The following is a 20326-nucleotide window of genomic DNA, read 5'->3' on the forward strand; positions in this document are numbered from 1 at the left end:
AAGACTATTCCGCCGCTTCGGCGATGCGCGTCAGCGAGAAGTCCTCCTCGTAGAACTTCGCTTGCCAGTCGGAGGGCCGGTTCGTGCGCCGCACCTGCACCGCCGTCACCTTGTATTCGGGGCAGTTGGTCGCCCAGTCCGAGTAGTCGGTGGTGATGACGTTGGCGCCGGTCTTGGCGTGGTGGAAGGTCGTGTAGACGATCCCCGGCTGCATCCGCTCGGTCACCTTGGCCTTCAGGGCGATATCACCGGATCTGCTCTCCAACGCCACCAAGTCGCCATCGACGATGCCGCGCATCTCGGCGTCGAAGGGGTGGATCTCCAGCACGTCCTCTTCGTGCCAGCGGGAGTTCTCGGTCCGCCGCGTCTGCGCGCCGACATTGTACTGCGAGAGGATGCGGCCCGTGGTGAGGATCAGCGGGAACTTGCCCGTGGTCCGCTCGTCGGTGGGCACGTATTCCGTGATCATGAAGCGGCCCTTGCCGCGCACGAACCGGTCGACGTGCATCATCGGCGTACCGAGCGGCGCCTTCTCGTTGCAGGGCCACTGGATCGAGCCCAACTCGTCCAGCTTGTCGTAGGAGACGCCGGCGAAGCTCGGGGTGAGCGCCGCGATCTCGTCCATGATCTCGGACGGGTGGGTGTACTCCATCTTGTAGCCCAGCGCGTTGGCGAGCAGCACCGTGCCCTCCCAATCACCGTAGCCGCCCATCGGAGCCATCACCTTGCGCACGCGGGAGATGCGGCGCTCGGCGTTGGTGAAGGTGCCGTCCTTCTCGAGGAAGGAGGCGCCCGGCAGGAAGACGTGGGCGTACTTGGCGGTCTCGTTCAGGAACAGATCCTGGATCACGATGCACTCCATGGCCTTGAGGCCGGAGGTGACGTGATGGGTGTCGGGGTCGGACTGCGCGATGTCCTCGCCCTGGATGTACATGCCCTTGAAGGTGCCGCCGACGGCCTCGTCCAGCATGTTGGTGATGCGCAGGCCCGGCGCGTTGTCGAGCTTGGCCCCCCAGATCGCCTCGAAGCTCTCGCGGGTGGCGTCGTCCGAGACGTGGCGGTAGCCCGGCAGCTCGTGCGGGAACGAGCCCATGTCGCAGGAGCCCTGCACGTTGTTCTGGCCGCGCAGCGGGTTCACGCCGGCGCCCACCATGCCGATATTTCCGGTGGCCATGGCGATGTTGGCCATGCCCATCACCATGGTCGAGCCCTGGCTGTGCTCGGTCACGCCGAGCCCGTAGTAGATCGCGGCCTTGCCGCCGGTGGCGTAGAGCCGGGCCGCCGCGCGGATCTCCTGCGGATCGACGCCGGTGATCGCCTGCGCGGCCTCGGGCGAGTTGCGCTCCTCGGCGATGAACCGGGCCCAGGACTCGAACTCGGCCAGATCGCAGCGCTCGCGGACATAGTCCTCGGCGATCAGCCCTTCCGTGACGATGACATGGGCAAACGCGTTGATGAAGGCGACGTTGGAACCGGGCTTGAGCGGCAGGTGATGGTCGGCCCGGATGTGGGGCGACTTCACCAGATCGATCTTGCGCGGATCGGCGACGATGAGGCGGGCGCCTTCACGCAGCCGCTTCTTCATCCGCGAGCCGAAGACGGGGTGGCCGTCGGTCGGGTTGGCGCCGATGACGAGGATCACGTCGGATTCCTCGACCGACTTGAAGTCCTGCGTGCCGGCGGAGGTGCCGAGCGTCGACATCAGGCCGTAGCCGGTCGGCGAGTGGCAGACGCGGGCGCAGGTATCGACGTTGTTGTTGCCGAAGGCAGCGCGCACGAGCTTCTGGACGAGGTAGGCCTCCTCGTTGGTGCAGCGCGACGAGGTGATGCCGCCGACCGAGTCGCGGCCGTAGGTCGCCTGGATGCGCTTGAACTCGGAGGCGGCGTGGTTGATCGCCTCCTCCCACGACACCTCGCGCCACGGATCCGTGATCTTCTCGCGGATCATCGGCTTGGTGATGCGGTCCTTGTGGGTGGCGTAGCCGTAGGCGAAGCGGCCCTTGACGCAGGAATGGCCTTCGTTGGCCTTGCCGCCCTTGTAGGGCACCATGCGGACGACCTTGTCGCCCTGCATCTCGGCCTTGAAGGCGCAGCCGACGCCGCAATAGGCGCAGGTCGTGACCTCGGAATGGTCCGGCTGGCCGAACTCGTGGATCGTCTTCTCCTGCAGCGTCGCGGTCGGGCAGGCCTGGACGCAGGCGCCGCAGGACACGCATTCGGACTGCATGAAGTTGGTCGGGCCCGCCGCCACGCGACTGTCGAAGCCGCGGCCCTCGATGGTCAGTGCGAAGGTGCCCTGTGTCTCCTCGCAGGCGCGGACGCAGCGATTGCAGACGATGCACTTCGACGGGTCGTAGGTGAAGTAGGGGTTCGACTCGTCCTTGGGCAGGTAGCGGTCGGAGGCCGGCTTGACGTGATTGTCGCCGTCATAGCCGTAGCGGACCTCGCGCAGGCCGACCTGACCTGCAGTATCTTGCAGCTCGCAATCGCCGTTGGCGGCGCAGGTCAAGCAGTCGAGCGGGTGGTCGGAGATGTAGAGCTCCATCACGCCCTTGCGCAGGCGATGCAGCTTGTCGGTCTGGGTGTGCACGACCATGCCGTTCTCGGCCGGTGTGGTGCAGGAGGCGGGCGTGCCGCGGCGGCCGTCGATCTCCACGAGGCACATGCGGCAGGAGCCGAACGGCTCCAGCGAATCCGTGGCGCAGAGCTTCGGGATCTTGGTGCCCATATGCATCGCGGCGGCCATGACCGAGGTGCCCGCGGGCACCGTCACGCTCTCTCCGTCGATGGTCAGCGTCACCGTCTGCTCGTTGAGCCGGATTGGCGTGCCGTAGTCGATTTCCTTGATGAGGGTCATGCGACGGCCTCCTCACTCGGCCGCGACGGGCAGATCGCCCGCGCGCCGAAAGTCCTCGGGGAAGTTGGTGATGGCGCTCATCACGGGCATGGGCGTCAGGCCGCCCATGGCGCAGAGCGAGCCGTCGGTCATGATCTCGCAGAGATCGGCGACGAGCTTGAGATTAGCCTCCGGGCGGATGCCGGAGATGACCTTGTCCATGGTCTCGACGCCGCGGGTGGCGCCGACGCGGCAGGGGGTGCACTTGCCGCAGGATTCGGTGGCGCAGAACTCGAAGGCGAAACGCGCCTGCCTGGCCATATCCACCGTGTCGTCGAACACGACGATGCCGCCGTGGCCGACGAGGCCCTTCTTGGCCGCCATCGCCTCGTAATCCAGCGGCGTGTCGAGCAGATCGTCGGGGAAGTAGGCCCCGAGCGGACCGCCGACCTGCACCGCCCGGACCGGCCGGCCCGAGGCCGTGCCGCCGCCGAAATCCTCGATCACCTGACGGATGGTGATGCCGAAGGCGTACTCGATCAGGCCGCCCTGCCGGATGTTGCCGGCGAGCTGGATCGGCAGGGTGCCGAGCGAGCGGCCCATACCGTACTCGGCATAAGCCTTGGCACCGTGCTCCAGGATGTAGGGCACGGCCGTGAAGGTCATCACGTTGTTGACGAGCGTCGGCTTGCCGAGAAAGCCCTTCAGCGCCGGGATCGGCGGCTTGGCCCGGACGATGCCGCGCTTGCCCTCAAGGCTCTCCAGCAGCGAGGTCTCCTCGCCGCAGATATAGGCGCCGGCGCCCAGCCGAACCTCGAGGTGGAAGCTCTTGCCGCTCCCCAGGATGTCGTCGCCGAGCACGCCCGCCCGCACGCCGTTGGCGATGGCGTCGCGCAGCGTCCGGAACGCCTGAGGATACTCCGAGCGGCAATAGATGTAGCCCCGCGTGGCACCCGTCGCGACCGCGGCGATGGTCATGCCCTCGATCAGGTTGAAGGGGTCGCCCTCCATCATGATCCGGTCGGCGAAGGTGCCGGAATCGCCTTCGTCCGCGTTGCAGACCACGTATTTCTGGTCCGACTGGGCCAGCATCACCGTGTTCCACTTGATGCCCGCCGGGAAGCCGGCGCCGCCACGCCCGCGCAGACCCGAATCGCGCACCTGGGCGACGACGCCCTCGGCATCGAGCTTCAGCGCGGCTTCCAGGCCGCGATAGCCGCCATGGGCCCGGTAATCCTCGACCGAAACCGGATCGACCACGCCGCAGCGGTGGAAGGTCAGCCGATGCTGCTTGGCCAGGAACGGAATTTCCTCCGGCTTTCCGAGGCGGAGTGCATGCTCGCCGCCCTCGACGAAGTTCGCGTCGAGCAGGCTCTCGACATCGGCCGGGGTCACCGGGCCGTAGGCGATGCGGCCCTCCGGCGTGGCGACCTCGACCATCGGCTCGAGCCAGAGCAGGCCGCGGGTGCCGGTGCGGACGATGCGCACGTCGAGACCGCGCCGCTCGGCGCCAGCAAAGATTGCACGGGCGACGCGGTTGGCGCCGAGCCCCAGGGCGACCGCGTCCTGCGGGACGTAGAGGGTGATGCTCACGCGCGGGCCTCCTTGAGGGCGGCGTCGAGGGATTTGGCCGAGAGGCGAGCGAGCGGCTCGTCATCGACCAGGGCGGCGGGCGCGTTGGCGCACAGGCCGAGGCAGTAGACCGGCTCGACGGTCACGCCGTCGGCGCTGGTACCGTGCCAGTCGCAGCCCATGCGGGAGAGGATCTCGCCGTGGAGCCGGTCGGAGCCCATCGCCTGACAGGCCTCGGCCCGGCACAGCTTGACGTGGTGGCGCCCGGACGGCGGTTCGCGCCGGAAGTCGTGATAGAAGGTCAGGCAGCCATGCACTTCGGCGCGCGACAGGTTCAGCGCGTCGGCGATCATCGGCACGGCCTGCGCGTCGACGTAGCCGAATGTCTCCTGCAGAGCATGCAATATAGGGAGAGTCGCGCCTTCCAGGGATTGCAGCCCAGCGACGATTGCAGCCGCGCGGGTCGCGTTCCAAGGCTCGGGACTGACCATCGTTTCCTGCCCAACTTGGTTTTGTTCTAAGGCTTGATCCAAACAGGGTCGGCACTAAAGTTCAATCAAGCAGTCTCGTGGATCGACAAAAATTTTCGATCAAAACGGCTCATTTGCAGTGCGTCATCCGCTCAATGCCATCTCAAATTTATTTTGAATCAACGCGAAATTTTCCTCGCGCCGGACGCTTGGGTCGCTCGGCGCGGTGTGCATCAGCGGCTTGTGCGGACGTTGCGGCCGGATGATACGGGCGGCGTCGGGGCTGGAAATGCCGACGCACGACGAACCGGGGCGGTGAGCGTCCCGCAGCCCCCATATGCGTCTCAAGCACCCCGCGGAGGGTCGCGGTCGTCGGTTTCCCCGGCGCTGCGAGGCGGGCGGCACGGTGGGGACCCACCCCGCACCGATGCCGATCGGGACCGACGGACCGGACCTCGGCCATCGGACCCGTCGGTTCAGGCCGCGCCCCGGACCGCCCGGAACTGCGCGTAGCGCTTCAGGAGATCGTCGATGACCCGCTCCTGGCCATAGCCGGTGACATCGTGCGGGCGGTCGCCCTCGGAGGTCTGGACGACGGCGCGATAGTGCCGCTCGTCCGACGACCACGACGGATTCTCGGCCCAGGCGAAGCTCGGCGTCCGCAGCCCGCGCACCCGGATGCCGTAGCGGAAGGCGCCGCGGTCGCCGTAGGGAACGATGAGATCGATGCGCTCGGCCGACCGCACCACCTCGGGGGACAAGCCGCTCTCGCGCATCTGCCCGGCCACCGCTTCGAGGGCGGGCGCCACCGTCTCGTCGAGGAAGGCCTTCAGATCCTCTTTCCGGTAGGAATGGGTGATGGCCGCCAGCCTCTCCTGCCAGGACAGGCCGCCCGATGCGGCAGCGGCCGCGGACAGATCGAGGCCACCGCTGCGGCCCTCCATCTGGAGGGCGCGGAGCAGGCCGTAGCAGATGAAGATCATCACGACGGAGAAGGGCAGGGCGCTGGCGATGGCCGCCGTCTGGAGCGCCTCCAGCCCGCCCGCCACCAGCAGGACGGCGGCGACGGTGCCGCCGCTGATCGCCCAGAACACCCGCTGCCAGAGCGGCGGGTTGTCGGCCGCGCCCGAGGTGATCATGTCGATCACCAGCGCCCCGGAATCCGCCGAGGTGACGAAGAAGAAGATCACGAGCAGCGTCGCCAGCCCCGAGGCGATGGTGCCGAACGGCAGGTGCCCGAGCATCTCGAACAGGGTGACGGGCATGTTGTCCTTGACGATGTCCGTCAGCGCCACGGCGCCGGACCGGTCCATCTCGATGGCCGTGTTGCCGAACACCGTCATCCAGAAGAAGGTGAACAGCACCGGCACCAGCAGGACGCCGGTGACGAATTCGCGGATGGTTCGCCCACGCGAGATGCGGGCGATGAACATGCCGACGAAGGGCGACCACGCGATCCACCAGCCCCAGTAGAACAGCGTCCAGCTGCCCAGCCACTCGTTGGGCCTGTAGGCGTAGGTCTGGAGCGTGCGCTCGACCACGGCGCCGAGATAGGCGCCGACGTTCTGGACGAAGGCCTGGAGCAGGAACACCGTCGAGCCGGTGACCAGCACGAAGACCAGCAGGACGACGGCGAGGATGATGTTGAGTTCGGACAGGACCTTCACGCCCCGGTCGAGCCCCGAGGCGACCGACAGCGTGGCGCAGCCGGTGATGGCGGCGATCAGGACGATCTGCACGAGCGCGTTGTTCGGCAAGCCGAACAGGTGGGTGAAGCCGGCGTTCACCTGAAGCACGCCGAGCCCGAGCGAGGTCGCGACGCCGAAGATCGTGCCGAGCACCGCGAAGATGTCGATCGCGTGCCCGATCGGACCGTTGATCCGGTCGCCGATGAGGGGGTGGAGGGCCGAGCGCACCGTGAGCGGCAAGCCACGGCGGAACGAGAAGTAGGCCAGCGCCAGCCCCACGACGATGTAGATCGCCCAGGCATGCACGCCCCAATGGAAGAAGGTCAGCACCATCGCCCGCTGCGCGGCCTCGATGGTCTTGCCCGCGCCCGTGGGGGGCGTGGCGTAATGCTGGAGCGGCTCGGCCACACCGAAGAAGATCAGGCCGATGCCCATGCCGGCGCTGAACAGCATCGCGAACCACGACAGGTAGCTGTAATCGGGCTCGCTGTCGTCCGGCCCCAGCTTCACGTCGCCGTAGCGGCTCAGCATCAGGAAGATCGCGAAGCCGAGGAAGCCGGCGACGGCGGCGATGTAGAACCAGCCGAATTCGTGCACGATCCCCGCTTGCAGGGTGTCGAAGATCGACTTGGCCTGTGCGGGAAACAGCGCGCTGAGGCCGGCGAAGGCCAGGGTCAGCCCGGCCGAGATGAAGAAGACCGGTGGGTTGACCTGCATCCTCGGGCCTTTCGAGCCCAGAGAGTTCTGCGCGGTGAGATCGCTCATGTCCGGTCGGGCTTCCCTTGATGTCTTCGAACGATCCGGTCGCGGCGGACGCAGGCAGCCTCACGGCATCGGAGCGGATGCGGTCCGCTCCGATGCCGGCAAAAAGCACATCGACATATGTTAATGGCCGCGCTTGCGTTCCCGAGACCCGTCCGGGACGGCGAAGAGCCTTCAGCTCTCGATGGCGGCGTAGGTCAGCACCCGCAATTCCCGGCGGAGGGGCAGGGCGGAGGAGGGGACGAGCTGGGTGAGCAGCAGCACCGCCATGTCCTCGTCCGGATCAATCCAGAACGAGGTGCTCGCCACCCCGCCCCAGGACACCTCGCCCGGCGTACCGAGGATCTGGGCCCGGGCCGGATCGAGCATCACCGAGAATCCGAGGCCGAACCCGATGCCGGCATAGGAGGATTCGGCGAAGCGCGGTTGGCCCATGGCGGCGAGATCGCCGGGCAGGTGGTTCATCAGCATGAGTTCGACGGTCTTGCGGCCCAGGAGCCGCACACCGTCGCGTTCGCCGAGATTCAGGATCATCCGGCAGAAGCGCAGGTAGTCGGCGGCCGTGGAGACGAGCCCGCCCCCGCCCGAGGCCAGCGGCGGCGGCGCCAGGAAGCGGCTGCCGACGCTGTCGTCGTAGAGGCGCAGCTTGCCCGCGCGGTCGAAGGCGTAGTTCGCCGCAAAGCGCCCGTGCTTCTCCTCCGGCACGAAGAAGTCGGTGTCGTCCATGCCGAGCGGGCGCAGGATGCGCGTGCGCATGAAGTCGGCAAAGTCGATCCCCGACACCACCGCCACGAGATGGCCGAGGACGTCGGTGGCGACCGAGTAGTTCCACTCCGCCCCCGGCTGGGCCAGCAGCGGCTGCTGCGCGAGCTTGGCCACGAGGTCGGCGAGCGGCAGGGTCGAGGTCTGAAAGTCGATCTCGTTCTGGCGGTAGAGCGCGTCGACGAGGGTCGCCTCCATGAAGCCGTAGGTCAACCCGCTGGTATGGGTGAGGAGGTCGCGGATCGTGATGGCACGGAGCGCCGGCTCGGTCTCGATCTTGGCCCGGTTGCCGCCGGTCATCACCCGCATCTCGGCGAATTCGGGCAGGAAGCGCGCGACCGGATCGTCGAGCTGGAAGCGGCCCTCCTCGTAGAGCATCAGCACCGCGAGCGAGGTCAGCGGCTTCGTCATCGAGTAGATGCGGGTGATGGTGTCGGCGGCAAACGGCCTGTCCCGCGCGAGGTCGGCATGGCCGTGGGCGCGGAAGAAGGCGGTCTTGCCGCCCCGTAGCACGCTCACCGAGAGGCCGGCGAGGCGCCCGGATTCGACATAGCCCCGCATCCAGGCATCGATCCGTTCGAGGCGGTCGGGACAGAGGCCGACGTCTCGGGGATCGGTCTCGACCTGCATGCGCGGCTCCTTACGTTCGTGTCCGCGGCCGGTTTAGCGGCCTTGCACAGGGCGGCGCCAGCCCGAAAACCCTCACCAGCCCATCGTGCCGGGCCCACCCTTGAACGGGCCGACGAGCCCCGGCGTGATCCAACCGCCGTAGAAGCCGCCGGGCTGCGGTTCGGCCCGCACGTCGCCGACGAGGCAGGAATCCATCGGCCCGGCATAGAAGGCGACGTAGCCGGCGATGGGCCGGAAGCCCGGCGTCGGGTCGGGATAGGCCCAGGCCGCCCCCGGCGCCCGTTCTCCGCCGCCCGTCACGTCGAACAGCACGGCCCGGCCCTTCCACTCGCAGATTCCGGCCCGGCGCGGAGGCCCGAGAACGCCCTCGGCGATATCACCGGGCGGAACGTAGTAGGTCGGCGGGTGGCTCGTCTCCAGCACCCGGAAGCCGGCCGTGGTCGCGGCGATGGTCCGGCCGCCGAGGATGACGGTCAGCCGCTCCGGCACCGGCTCCAGCCGGGGCGGGCGGGGATAGTCCCAGACGCTTTCCTGCCCCGGACCGGGGCGGACGGGGATGGGCCGCACGGGCGCCTCCGTTGATGTTGCATCACTGGTTTGTCGCAACCGGCCCTCATGCTAGCGCATCGAGAGCCCGAGAGAAGGACGATGCCGTGAGCGAAGCCGCACGCCAAACCGCAGACTATGCGCTGTTCCTCGATTTCGACGGCACCCTGGTCGAGATCGCTCCGCGCCCCGACGCGGTGCAGGTCGATCCCGGCCTCGTGCCGGCCCTGGAGCGCCTGCGCGAGCGGCTCGGCGGGGCACTCGCCATCGTCACCGGACGGCCCGTCACGGTGATCGACGACTTCCTGAGCCCTGCCCGATTCGACGTGGCCGGGCTGCACGGCGTCGAGCGCCGGGTGGACGGCCGTCTGAGCGGCGGACGGCCGGAGGATCATCCGGACCTGCGCGCGGGCGTCGAGCGGCTGCACGCGGAGACGGCCCGCTACGAATCCGTGCTGATCGAGGACAAGGGCGCCTCGGTCGCCGTGCATTGGCGGCTCGCCACGCCAGGCGATGCGCAGGCGGCCGAGACCATCGTGAAGGCGGTGGCGGCCGATCTCGGCTCCGCCTACCGGCTTCAGCTCGGCAAGGCGGTCGGCGAGATCGTGCCGGCCGACGCCACCAAGGGCCACGCGATCCGCGCCTTCCTGGAAGCGGCACCCTATACCGGCCGGCGCGCGATCTTCCTCGGCGACGACCGCACCGACGAGATCGCCTTCGCCTCCGTCAACGCGGATGGCGGGTTCAGCGTGCGCATCGGCGACGGAGAGACCGTGGCCGGCCGCCGCATCGCCACGCCCGCGGATGTGCGCGCGCTGATCACCGCCTGGGCCGAGGGCGCGCCGATCGACCCGGACACGCTGCCCGCCGCCTGACATCGTTCACCGCTTCGTTCACCGCTTGCCGAACGGCCGGCGCAGATCGGGGAACCGGGCCTTCGCCAGCCTTCCCCGCGTCGCGGATTGTGGCAAGCTGCCCGAGGTGCCATCCGATCTGCCGGGGATCAGCCCGCGACCGACCATCCGGGAGCAGGCTCATACGCTACTATACCGGCCTCGACGTCTCGCTGACCGAGACCTCCGTGTGCGTCGTCGATGAGTACGGCAGGATCGTCCGCGAGGCCAAGGTCGCGAGTGAATCGGAGACGCTGGCGACATGGCTCGGCGACCTCGGCCTGCCGCTGGCTCGCATCGGCCTGAAGACCGGCGCGCTGGCTCTGCGAGGAGATGACCGAACTCGGCGTGCCCAACGTCTTGTGCATGGATGCTCGCCACGCTCGCGCCGCGACGGTGGCGCTGGCGCTGGCGCGCAAGATGGCGTTGGTGATGCACCGGATTGGGGGTGGAAGGCACGACCTTCCGCTTCAGCGCGGTTGAGGTTCCGGCCACTACCGCCACATAGGTACCTCACGACCTGCAGGGATCGGGGCAGGATACGCCCGGCCTCGTAGGATCGTCCTCACGGGGACGGGCGGGAGGTGAAGCCGGAATGACGGGTGTGCTGGCCTCTGAGCCAAGTCCGCTGTCGCATATGGGCTCGCCTCTCATCGGAACGCGATCATGTGGTGGGCACAGTGCCGATCACGGACAGAAGCCAAGAGTCCCGTGGGTGCGAAACCAAGTCGGATCATTCATTTCGAAATTAGAGAATCCTATGAGATAATCCATTCAAGCATCTTTCCGCGCTCGAAGTTTTCTTCTTAGAGAATGGCCGGCCATAATTTGGAGCGATTATGGACACAGATCACTTGCGCGCAATAGCAGAGGTCGCGCCAAGCCTAAAGCGTGCGGCCGAGGAAGAATATTTACACTGGCATCCCGAGCTGCCGCCGCGTACCATACTGGCCTCATCTCTAGGAATGGCACTTATAACCAACCCACTCGACCAAGAATCCCTGCGACGAGTGTTTGAGATATGTGAGCTGGCATTGGCCGAAAATCATCCAGATCGCGATGCAGTGGGATCCGGATTTCTAGAAATCCTTCAGCATGCGGATGACAATCGGGATTTTGACTTTGAAACAGTCGTTGAGTTTCTAGGCCCGCGGTCTCTGGCTCACTGTAGGGCCATGGATAAGTTTTATGGCACACACGCTCGTGGACTTTAGCATATTCGCTATCTGCACAATGTGTAAGCAGTCTGCCAGATGATCTGCGAGGCACCGCTTGACGTCAGAGGGCTGGTTACAGAACCCTCTGTTAAGGTCGCGACAAAGCACCACGAGAGGCAAGAGGCGGATGTTCGAATTCCCGGTGCTGATCGGCGATATCGGCGGGACCAATACCCGCTTCGGCCTGATCGAAACGCGGGGAGCGCCGCCCCGTCTCCTCTCGCGCGAGGCGACGCACGGCCATCCCGATCCGAGTGCTGCGATCCGGGTCTCCCTGGCGCAGGGCGGCGGGCCCGCGCCGCGCTCGGCGATCCTGGCGATCGCGGGCCGGGTCGATGCGCCGGCGGTCCAGCTCACCAACGCCGACTGGCTGGTGGACGCCGCCGCGATCGCCCGCGATTTCGGACTCGCGCGGGTCGCCCTCGTCAACGATTACGTGCCGGTCGCCGCGGGCGCGGCCGGCATTGCGCCCGACGACCTCACGCCGATCGGCCCGACTTGCGGTGACGCGAGCGGGCCGCGCCTCGTGCTCGGGCCGGGCACCGGTTTCGGCGCCGCCGCCCTGATCCCCTACGAGGACCGCCTCGCCATCGTCTCGACGGAGGCCGGCCACACCGATCTCGGGCCGACCGACGCGGAGGAGTTCGAGATCTGGCCGGCGGTCGAGCGTGTCGAGGGGCGGGTCACGGTGGAGACGCTGCTCTCCGGTCCGGGTCTCGCCCGGCTCTGCGCGGCGATCCGCGCGGTGCGGGCGGGCGGCGACGGTTCGCTGTGCGACCCGGCCGAGATCACGAGCAGCGGCCTCTCGGGCGAGGATCCGCACGCGCATGCCGCGCTGGCACTGTTCGGCAAGCTCCTGGGCCGGGTGTGCGGGGATCTGGCGCTGACCTTCCTTGCCACCGGCGGAGTGTATATCGGCGGCGGCATCGCCCCGCGGATCGTCTCCATCCTGCGGGAGGGCGCGTTCCGCGAGGCCTTCGAGCGCAAAGCGCCCTTCGCCGAGCAGATGCGCACCATCCCCACCAGCGTCATCACCGTGAAGGACCCCGCCTTCAGCGGCCTCGCGGCCCTGGCGAGCGAGAGCGAACGCTTCGTCTATCACGGGCATGCCTGGACACCGCAGAAGTAAGAGTGCCTCACAAAACGCCCGGTCTCTGACCGTTCTCGTTCTGGCGATGCCGGCGCGGCGGGCGTTTTGTGAGAGACACTCAGGCGCGGCTGGCCTCAGGCGATGCGCCGCGCCCCGTCAAAGCCGAGATAGCCGGCAAAGGCCTCCGCCGGCATCGGCCGGCCGAAGAGGTAGCCCTGGAGGTGGCGGCAGCCGAGATGGCTGAGCCAGAGCGCCTGACCGGGATCTTCCACCCCCTCCGCCACCAATCGCAGGTCGAGGGTGCGGGCGATCTGGACGATCGCGCCGAGGATGCAGCGGGCCTCGTGCTCCTGCGCCACGTCCAAGGTGAGCAGCCGGTCGAGCTTCAGCGTCTGGATCGGCAGTCGGCGGAGATAGCCGATGTTGGAATAGCCGACGCCGAAATCGTCGAGCGCGATCCGCACGCCGTGGGCGGCGAGCCGCTCCAACTGCACCCGTGCGCGATCGAGATCGTTCAGCAGCACCTCCTCGGTGATTTCGACGGTCAGCGCCTCGGGCGGGAAGTCGAGCTCGTCGAGGAGTGCGATGACGTCGTCGGCGACCGAGCCGAGCTTGAACTGGCTTGGCGAGAGGTTCACCGACAAGGTGCGGATCGCCCCCGCCCGGACCCAGTCCCGCGCCGGCGGGCAGGCGCGGCGCATCATGCCTGCGAACAGTTCTTGCATCAGTCCGCGCTCCTCGGCGAGACCGAGAAAGGCGGCCGGGGCGAGGAAGCCGAGCCGCGGATGCACCCATCGCGCCAGCGCCTCGGCTCCGACGGGACGGTGGGTCGCCCCGTCGACGATCGGCTGGAACCACGGCTCGATCGAGCCGGAGCGGATCGCCGCGCCGAGATCGGCCCCCAAGGGCCTGACGCTCCTCGGTCTCCCGGCCCATCCGCGCGTCGAACCGGGTCCAGGCGGCCCGGGCCGTCTTCGAGCGGTAGAGGGCGATGTCGGCGAAGCGCTGAAGGTCGCGGCCCGTCGCGGCATCGTCGGGGAAGACGGCGATCCCGAGCGAGGCGGACGCCTCCAGCGTCCGCCCGCGATAGGCGACCGGCCGGCCGATCTCTGCCACCACGGCATCGCCGAGACGGGCAAGATCGCTGCGGGGGCCGAGCGGAACGATGGCCGCGAATTCGTCGCCGCCCAGGCGCGCCGCCACCGCCCCCTCGCCGACGGCCCCGCTCAGGCGGCGGGCGACATGCTGCAGGAACACGTCTCCCGCCTCGTGGCCCAGACTGTCGTTGATCTCCTTGAAACGGTCGAGGTCGAGCAGGAGCAGGGCGAAGCGCTCGCTGCCTGTCCCGCGACCGGCCCGGCCGACGGCGGCGCCGAGGACGCGGACGAAGCGGGTGCGGTTGGCCAGACCCGTGAGCTGGTCGCGCTCGGCCAGCGCCACGGCGCGCTCGCGCGCCAGGGCCAGTTCGCGCGTGCGTTCGTCCACCCGCAGTTCCAGGTCCGCGGCGAAGCGAAAGAGTTGCTGGTTGAGGTCGTAGAGTTCGCGAGACTTGGCTTCGAGGAGGGCCTCGGCCTCGGCGCGGGCACTCCGCTCGCGGGCAACGCGCCGCTCCAGGCGCCGGATGCGCTCGTCGATTTCAGGGCTTGCCGTGACCGGCGGGCCTTCGTTCGGTCCCGGCATCACGGCATCAGGCCGCGTGCTTAATGGAGAAGCGCACGAAGGGGCCGGCCGGGTCCTCGACCCTCAGCTTGGCGACGGCGACGGGCTGCCGGAAGTGGTCGGCCGCGCCCTGGATCATGCCCTCGGCCAGCGCTTCGAGAGGGCGGCAGCTCTCGTAGTCGAGATCGATCGCATCCGAGCCGTGGCGGGTGAGGCGGAACACCGGCAGTTCGGCGTCGGGGTACAGCTTGTGAACCTCGCGGTGGATGTAAGCGTCGACGCTTTCAAGGAAATCGAACAGCGATGTCTGCACCGTAAAGAACTCGGGATAGCGCACCACGAACCGTAAGCAGAGATGCCGGCCGAACAGCGTCAGCAGGTCCGGCACGGAACTGCCGGTGCGGCGCGACAGGGCGGTCACCAGGGCCTGCATCTCGCTATACGGATAAGTCCCGACCGCCGTGTAAGCGCCGCCGTTCGGGACGTCCGCGTCATCGATGATGTCGTCGGCGAGCTCGGAACCGAGCGCCCCGGACACGAAGTCCAGGAACTCCGTAAAAACGACGCCCTTCATACGAACCCGCCGCGCCCGATCCATGAAAGATGCTCGTCCACAGGCGTTACGATCGCATTAAAGTTCATGCAGCGACCGGTTTGCCGTCAGGCTGGTGCCTTGACTGTTGTGGGGCGTGCGTCGGCTCGCCCGAGAGCACCGTCGGCCGAAAGCCCCCTGGCGCCGCCCGAACGGTCTGTTAACCATGGCAGGCGCTAAGCTTCCTCGTCCCAGCCGTCTCGTCCCGAGCGGCGCGGGAGCGTGGAGCCGCCCAGAGTCCAGACCATGCGCGCCAAGCCCATCCTTCGCGCCCACCTCCTGCTTCTCGCCGGGGCGCTCGCCCTTCCGGCCGGGACACAGGCCGCGCCGCGGGCCCACAGGGCCAAGGCGGCCCCCGCGGGCGTCGCCGTCGATTACAGCGTCAACCTCGCCGGTATTCCGATCGGCAACGCCCAGCTCACCGGGGCCTTCGAGGGCGCGCGCTACCGCATGGATGTCTCGGCGGTGCTGACAGGCCTCGTCGGCGCGGTCACCGGCGGCCAGGGCTCGGCCCGGTCCTCCGGCAGCATCGCCGCGTCACCGCTGCCGAGCGCCTTCTCGATCGCCACCCGTACCAGTAGTTCGGGCATCGCCGTGCGCATGGCGCTGGCCAACGGCAACGTTACCCAGGCCGAGGTGACCCCGCCGCTGCTCGATACCGGCGACCGGGTGCCCGTCACCGCCGCGGCCAAGCGCGGCGTGATCGATCCCGCGAGCGCCTTGATGATGCCGGCCCGCGCCCGCGCCGACCTCACCGACCCCGAGAACTGTAACCGCACGCTTCCCGTCTTCGACGGCGCCACCCGCTTCAACGTGGTCTTGAGCTACGGCGAGACCCGGCAGGTGGAAAAGCCCGGCTACAGCGGGCCGGTTCTGGTCTGCAACGCCCGCTACGTCGCCATCGCCGGCCACCGGCCCGACCGGCCGGGGGTGAAGTTCATGGAAGACAACCGCGACATGTCGGTCTGGCTCGCACCCGTCGAGGGCACCCGGGTGCTGGTGCCGCTGCGGATCGCCGTGCGCACCACGCTCGGCACCAACATCATCGAGGCGACCCGCTGGACGCGGACCGGCACCGCGACCGCCAGCGGCGGCGAGACGCAACCGGCCGCCGTCGCCGATGCGAGCCTGTCGCAGCGCTAAAGCTTTCGGACCGGGATGCGGCGCAACGATCCCGCTCACGCCCTCATCCTTCGAGGCCGGCGCGACGGCACCTCAGGTGAGGGGTGCGGGCGGGATCGAGCAAGGATCGGGCAGGCTTCGATGCGGTCGGGAGGTTCAACCATGTGCCGGTCCGCAGCCGCTCCACGCCGCAGGAACGATCTGCGAATCATCGGCATCGTGCTGGTTGTTCTTTCCTCCGGTGCCGCCCAGGCCGGCGGCCCCCTCACGGCCGGGCCGGATTGCGGCCCCGACGCGTTCTCCACCGCCCAGATGATCGAGCACGGCGCCCCCCGCCGCGGCCCGCTCACGGCGATGCCCGATACCCTCTGCACGGACCTCACGCCGCAGCAGCCGCAGCCCCGGATCGACATCTACGCCTATCCCGGCGTCGGCGCCCCCGCTGGCGGGCAGGGCCCTGGCGTCCCATATGAGGGACGGTCGCCGCGGCTCGCCCCGTACCGCTAGCGGCCGCCTTCCGATGCAGGGCCCAGCGCCCGGCTGCCCTCCGCTCCGCCGACGGCCCTCAGCGCCGTAGGGATCGCCGCCCCCGCATGACGCTCCGCACCCTTCACCGCGAGGCCCGCGCGCGCGGGGTCACGGCGGTGCTCGGCCCGACCAACACGGGCAAGACGCACATGGCCATCGAGCGGATGCTTCTGCATCCGACCGGCATGATCGGCCTGCCCCTCAGGCTCCTGGCCCGCGAAGTCTACCTGCGCGTGGTCGCCAAGGTCGGCGCCGAGAACGTCGCCCTCATCACCGGCGAGGAGAAGATCAAGCCGGACCGGCCGCGCTACTGGATCTGCACCATCGAGGCGATGCCGCGCGACCTCGACGTCGCCTTCGTGGCGATCGACGAGATCCAACTCGCCGCCGACATGGACCGCGGCCACGTCTTCACCGATCGCCTGCTCTACCGGCGGGGCCGCGAGGAGACGCTGCTGATCGGATCCTCGACCATGCTGCCGCTGGTGCAGGCGCTGATCCCCGGCGTGCAGACGACGACGCGCCCCCGTCTCTCAAGCCTGACCTTCGCGGGCGAAAAAAAGATCTCGCGGCTGCCGCACCGCACGGCGATCGTCGCCTTCTCGGCCGAGGAGGTCTACGCCATCGCCGAGCTGATCCGGCGCCAGCGCGGCGGCGCGGCGGTGGTGCTCGGCGCGCTCTCGCCCCGCACCCGCAACGCCCAGGTCGAACTCTATCAATCGGGCGACGTCGATTACCTCGTCGCCACCGACGCGGTCGGGATGGGGCTCAACCTCGATGTCGATCACGTGGCGTTCGCCGCCAACTGGAAATACGACGGCACCCGCTTCCGCAAGCTGTCCCCGGCCGAGATGGGCCAGATCGCCGGCCGCGCCGGACGCCATATCGCCGACGGCACGTACGGCTCGACGGGGCGCTGCCCGCCCTTCGAGCCGGAGATGATCGAGGCGCTGGAGACGCACGACTTCGAACCCGTGCGCATGCTGCAATGGCGCAACCCCGACCTCGAATTCGCCTCGCTGGAACGGCTGCAGGCGAGCCTCGACGAACATCCCCACGAATCCGGCCTCACCCGCGCGCCCATGGGCGAGGACCAGCAGGCGTTCGAAATCCTGATGCGCGAGGACGACATCCGCGACATGGCCAAGGGCCCGGCGGCGGTGCGCCGGCTCTGGGACACCTGCGGTGTGCCGGACTATCGCAAGGTCCATCCGCAGACCCATGCCGACCTCGTGGCCCAGCTCTACCGCTTCCTGATGCGCGGCATGGCGGGCCGCATCCCCAACGACTGGTTCGCCCGCCACGTGGCGATGATCGACCGCACCGACGGCGACATCGACGCCCTGTCCCAGCGCATCGCGCAAGGGAGGACCTGGACCTTCGTGGCAAACAGGCCCGACTGGTTGCTCGATCCTCTGCATTGGCAGGGCGAGACGCGTCGGGTAGAGGACAGATTGTCCGACGCCCTGCACGAGCGCCTCGCGAGCCGCTTCGTCGATAGGCGCACCAGCGTCCTGATGCGGCGCTTGAGAGAGAAGACGATGCTGGAAGCCGAAATCACCTCCGGCGGTGACGTCACCGTCGAGGGTCAACATGTGGGCCGTCTTCACGGGTTCCAATTCGTGCCCGACCCCCAGGCCGAGGGACACGAAGCCAAGACCCTGCGCTCCGCCGCCGACAAGGCGCTGGCCGGCGAGATCGAGGCGCGGGCCGACCGCTTCGCCTCGGCCGCGGACGCCGCGCTGGTGCTCTCGCACGACGGCATCATCCGCTGGACCGGCGATCCCGTCGCCAAGCTGACGCCGGGCGACAAACTGTTCGAGCCTGGCATCCGCCTCATCGCCGACGACAGCCTGTCCGGCGCCGCGCGCGAGAAGGTCGAGACGCGGCTGGCCGCATGGCTGCGCGCCCACGTCGTGCGCCTGCTCGGGCCGCTGATGGAGATCGAGACGGCGGCCGACCTCACGGGCCTCGCCCGTGGCATCGGCTACCAGGTGGTCGAGGCGCTCGGCGTGCTGGAGCGGGCCAAGGTGGCGCATGAGATGCGCACCCTCGATCAGGACGGGCGGGCGAATCTCCGCCGCCACGGCGTGCGCTTCGGCGCCTACCACATCTTCCTGCCCGCGCTGCTGAAGCCGGCCCCGCGCACCCTCGCCGCCCAGCTCTGGGCGCTGAAGAACGGCGGCCTCGACCAGCCCGGCCTCGACGAGATCGCGCATCTGGCCAGTTCCGGCCGCACCTCGATCAAGGTCGATCCGAACATCGCCAAGGGCCTCTACCGCGCCGCCGGCTTCCGGGTCTGTGGCGAGCGGGCGGTGCGCGTCGATATCCTGGAGCGGCTCGCCGACCTGATCCGCCCGGCCATCGCCTACCGCCCCGGCACGACCCCGGGCGAGCCGCCGGCCGGCACCGCGGACGGCGACGGCTTCGTGGCGACCGTGAACATGACCTCGCTGGTCGGCTGCTCGGGCGAGGACTTCGCCTCGATCCTGAAGTCCCTCGGCTACGTCGCGCAGAACCGTCCCGGCCCAGCCATCACCGTGCCGCTGGTCGCCGCCGCACCGACCGTGCCCGCCGCGCGCCCCGTCGAGGCCGCGCCGCAGGAGACGGCGGTCCAAGAAACCGCCAGCGAGGCGACGGCGACCGAGGCGACATCGGGCGAGGAGACGCCAGCCGAGGAGACGGCTCAGGCGACCTCGCAGGACGCGACCGAGGTCGATGCCACGGCCGAGCCGAGCGACGAGACGGCGCCTGCCGAGGCAACGTCCGAGGCCGGGGGCGAAGCCGAGACGGTCGCCGCCGAGGCCGAGCCCGCCTCGGAAGAGGCGGCCGACGCACCGGTCGAAGCCGCTGACCCGATCGAGGAAGCGGCACCGAGCGAGGCCGAGACGGCCGACGCGGCTCCCGAAGCCGCCGCGCCGATGCCGGCCGAGACCGCCGACGCCGCGCAGGCGGCTGCGGCGACCGGAGAGGTCGAGGCGGTGGACGCGGCCGATTCGGCGATTCCGGCCGATGAGCCCTCCACGGAGGCGGACGCCGCTGCCGCCGAGCCGGCTGCGCCCGAGACCGTCGAGGTCTGGCATCTGCACCGTCCGCAGCGTCACACCGGTCCGCGGCCCGGCCGTGGCCAGGGACGGCCGGACGGGCGCCAGGACGGAAGGCAAGAGGGTCGACAGGATGGTCGCCAAGAGGGTCGTCGTAGCGACGGCCCGCGCCGTCCCCGCGAGGACCGTCCGGAGGGCGGACGTCCGGCCCGTGCCGACGGCAGGGGCGACAGCCGCCGGGAAGGCCAGGGCGAGGGCGGCCCTCGCCGGGAGCATCAGGGCGGCCGCAACCGCCCCGACCGCCGCGACGAGAACCGCCGCCCCAATGCGGAGCAGCGCCCGCCGCGCCGCGAGCGCCAGCCCGATCCCGATTCGCCCTTCGCAGCGCTCGCCGCGCTGAAGGCGAAGCTCGAATCGGACGGGGGCAAGCGCTGACGCTTCCGCCCGACGAGCGGTTGCCGGTCTCAAGGCGCACCGATGCCGTGACGGTTCCGGCAGCCGTGACCGCCGGATGAGCGCGGGGCGCCAGCGCCTCGACAAATGGCTGTGGTTCGCGCGCTTCGCGCGGACCCGCTCGATGGCGGCGCGGCTGGTGAGCGACGGGCATGTCCGCGTGAACGGTATCCGTGCCGACGCGCCGGCCAAGGCCATCCATTGCGGCGACGTGCTCACCGTCGCCGCCCCCCACGGGACCATGCTGGTGCGGGTGCTCGATCTCGGCGAGCACCGCGGCGGCGCCCCGGAGGCGCAGCGGCTTTACGAACCGGTCGGCGAGGCCGCCTCCTGACCCGTCATTCGGCGCGATCCGCTCTCCCGGCAAACCTGCCGCTTGATCATCGTCGCACAAGCCTCTAATCGGTCCGCGCCTTTACGCCCGGCTCATGGCCGGTCCCGCGGTAGGATTGCACGATGGCC

The 20326-nt window shown here is 69.0% G+C and carries 14 protein-coding genes and 2 pseudogenes; 7 read left to right on the top strand and 9 right to left on the bottom strand.

Going from position 1 to position 20326, the window contains the following annotated elements; all coding sequences use genetic code 11:
- Positions 1-4 precede the first annotated feature (4 nt).
- From fdhF to E4V01_RS08465, 6 genes are all read right to left on the bottom strand, one after another.
- Positions 5-2857, bottom strand: a complete 2853-nt coding sequence (gene fdhF, locus E4V01_RS08440; RefSeq protein ID WP_135298044.1) for a formate dehydrogenase subunit alpha — start codon at positions 2855-2857, stop codon at positions 5-7.
- A 12-nt stretch (positions 2858-2869) separates the two neighbouring features.
- Positions 2870-4429: an NADH-quinone oxidoreductase subunit NuoF gene (locus tag E4V01_RS08445; RefSeq protein ID WP_060771677.1), complete on the bottom strand. Its 1560-nt coding sequence runs from the start codon at positions 4427-4429 to the stop codon at positions 2870-2872.
- Complete coding sequence (locus tag E4V01_RS08450) at positions 4426-4899, bottom strand: formate dehydrogenase subunit gamma (RefSeq protein ID WP_135298045.1); 474 nt, start codon at positions 4897-4899, stop codon at positions 4426-4428. The genes E4V01_RS08445 and E4V01_RS08450 overlap by 4 nt, the downstream gene beginning before the upstream one ends.
- A gap of 455 nt (positions 4900-5354) precedes the next feature.
- Positions 5355-7283, bottom strand: a complete 1929-nt coding sequence (locus tag E4V01_RS08455) for a BCCT family transporter (RefSeq protein WP_371688514.1) — start codon at positions 7281-7283, stop codon at positions 5355-5357.
- A gap of 219 nt (positions 7284-7502) precedes the next feature.
- A complete protein-coding gene (locus E4V01_RS08460; RefSeq protein ID WP_135298047.1) occupies positions 7503-8720 on the bottom strand; it encodes a serine hydrolase in 1218 nt (405 codons plus the stop codon).
- 72 nt (positions 8721-8792) lie between these two features.
- Complete coding sequence (locus E4V01_RS08465) at positions 8793-9287, bottom strand: DUF427 domain-containing protein (protein WP_135298048.1); 495 nt, start codon at positions 9285-9287, stop codon at positions 8793-8795.
- Positions 9288-9373: 86 nt separating this feature from the next.
- On the opposite strand from E4V01_RS08465, the gene otsB reads away from it, so the two are divergent.
- The 3 genes and pseudogenes from otsB to E4V01_RS08480 all read left to right on the top strand — a co-directional run bounded on the left by otsB (position 9374) and on the right by E4V01_RS08480 (position 12505).
- Entirely contained in the window at positions 9374-10141 is a 768-nt protein-coding gene (gene otsB / locus E4V01_RS08470) for a trehalose-phosphatase (protein ID WP_060771672.1), read from the top strand.
- A 161-nt stretch (positions 10142-10302) separates the two neighbouring features.
- Positions 10303-10564, top strand: a pseudogene (locus E4V01_RS08475) (IS110 family transposase); the annotation flags it as partial.
- A 939-nt stretch (positions 10565-11503) separates the two neighbouring features.
- A complete protein-coding gene (locus tag E4V01_RS08480; protein ID WP_135298049.1) occupies positions 11504-12505 on the top strand; it encodes a glucokinase in 1002 nt (333 codons plus the stop codon).
- Positions 12506-12600: 95 nt separating this feature from the next.
- Here the strand turns inward: E4V01_RS08480 and E4V01_RS26135 are convergent, their stop codons facing one another.
- The 3 genes and pseudogenes from E4V01_RS26135 to E4V01_RS08490 all read right to left on the bottom strand — a co-directional run bounded on the left by E4V01_RS26135 (position 12601) and on the right by E4V01_RS08490 (position 14699).
- The gene (locus E4V01_RS26135) at positions 12601-13371 is read right to left on the bottom strand and encodes an EAL domain-containing protein (protein WP_245517474.1); all 771 of its coding nucleotides are present in this window, start codon (positions 13369-13371) and stop codon (positions 12601-12603) included.
- A gap of 121 nt (positions 13372-13492) precedes the next feature.
- Positions 13493-14146, bottom strand: a pseudogene (locus E4V01_RS26140) (diguanylate cyclase domain-containing protein); the annotation flags it as partial.
- A gap of 7 nt (positions 14147-14153) precedes the next feature.
- Positions 14154-14699 carry a heme NO-binding domain-containing protein gene (locus E4V01_RS08490; protein ID WP_135298060.1) on the bottom strand — a complete coding sequence of 182 codons (546 nt, stop codon included), beginning with the start codon at positions 14697-14699 and terminating at the stop codon, positions 14154-14156.
- Positions 14700-14963: 264 nt separating this feature from the next.
- Between E4V01_RS08490 and E4V01_RS08495 the strand changes: the two genes are divergently transcribed.
- The 4 genes from E4V01_RS08495 to E4V01_RS08510 all read left to right on the top strand — a co-directional run bounded on the left by E4V01_RS08495 (position 14964) and on the right by E4V01_RS08510 (position 20198).
- Entirely contained in the window at positions 14964-15860 is an 897-nt protein-coding gene (locus tag E4V01_RS08495) for a DUF3108 domain-containing protein (RefSeq protein WP_060771667.1), read from the top strand.
- 198 nt (positions 15861-16058) lie between these two features.
- A complete protein-coding gene (locus tag E4V01_RS08500) occupies positions 16059-16346 on the top strand; it encodes a hypothetical protein (protein WP_245517475.1) in 288 nt (95 codons plus the stop codon).
- Positions 16347-16432: 86 nt separating this feature from the next.
- Complete coding sequence (locus E4V01_RS08505; RefSeq protein ID WP_135298051.1) at positions 16433-19846, top strand: helicase-related protein; 3414 nt, start codon at positions 16433-16435, stop codon at positions 19844-19846.
- A gap of 76 nt (positions 19847-19922) precedes the next feature.
- On the top strand, positions 19923-20198 hold the full coding sequence (locus tag E4V01_RS08510; RefSeq protein WP_135298052.1) for an RNA-binding S4 domain-containing protein: 276 nt from the start codon (positions 19923-19925) through the stop codon (positions 20196-20198).
- Positions 20199-20326 lie beyond the last annotated feature (128 nt).

The sequence above is a fragment of the Methylorubrum sp. Q1 genome (assembly GCF_004683995.1).
In the GTDB taxonomy this organism is placed as follows: Bacteria; Pseudomonadota; Alphaproteobacteria; order Rhizobiales; family Beijerinckiaceae; genus Methylobacterium.

Coding starts and splice junctions, on each gene's coding strand:
- fdhF (WP_135298044.1), bottom strand. CDS start 2,857: ATGACCCTCATCAAGGAAATCGACTACGGCACGCCAATCCGGCTCAAC.
- E4V01_RS08450 (WP_135298045.1), bottom strand. CDS start 4,899: ATGGTCAGTCCCGAGCCTTGGAACGCGACCCGCGCGGCTGCAATCGTC.
- E4V01_RS08455 (WP_371688514.1), bottom strand. CDS start 7,283: ATGCAGGTCAACCCACCGGTCTTCTTCATCTCGGCCGGGCTGACCCTG.
- E4V01_RS08460 (WP_135298047.1), bottom strand. CDS start 8,720: ATGCAGGTCGAGACCGATCCCCGAGACGTCGGCCTCTGTCCCGACCGC.
- E4V01_RS08480 (WP_135298049.1), top strand. CDS start 11,504: ATGTTCGAATTCCCGGTGCTGATCGGCGATATCGGCGGGACCAATACC.
- E4V01_RS08490 (WP_135298060.1), bottom strand. CDS start 14,699: ATGAAGGGCGTCGTTTTTACGGAGTTCCTGGACTTCGTGTCCGGGGCG.
- E4V01_RS08495 (WP_060771667.1), top strand. CDS start 14,964: ATGCGCGCCAAGCCCATCCTTCGCGCCCACCTCCTGCTTCTCGCCGGG.
- E4V01_RS08505 (WP_135298051.1), top strand. CDS start 16,433: ATGACGCTCCGCACCCTTCACCGCGAGGCCCGCGCGCGCGGGGTCACG.
- E4V01_RS08510 (WP_135298052.1), top strand. CDS start 19,923: ATGAGCGCGGGGCGCCAGCGCCTCGACAAATGGCTGTGGTTCGCGCGC.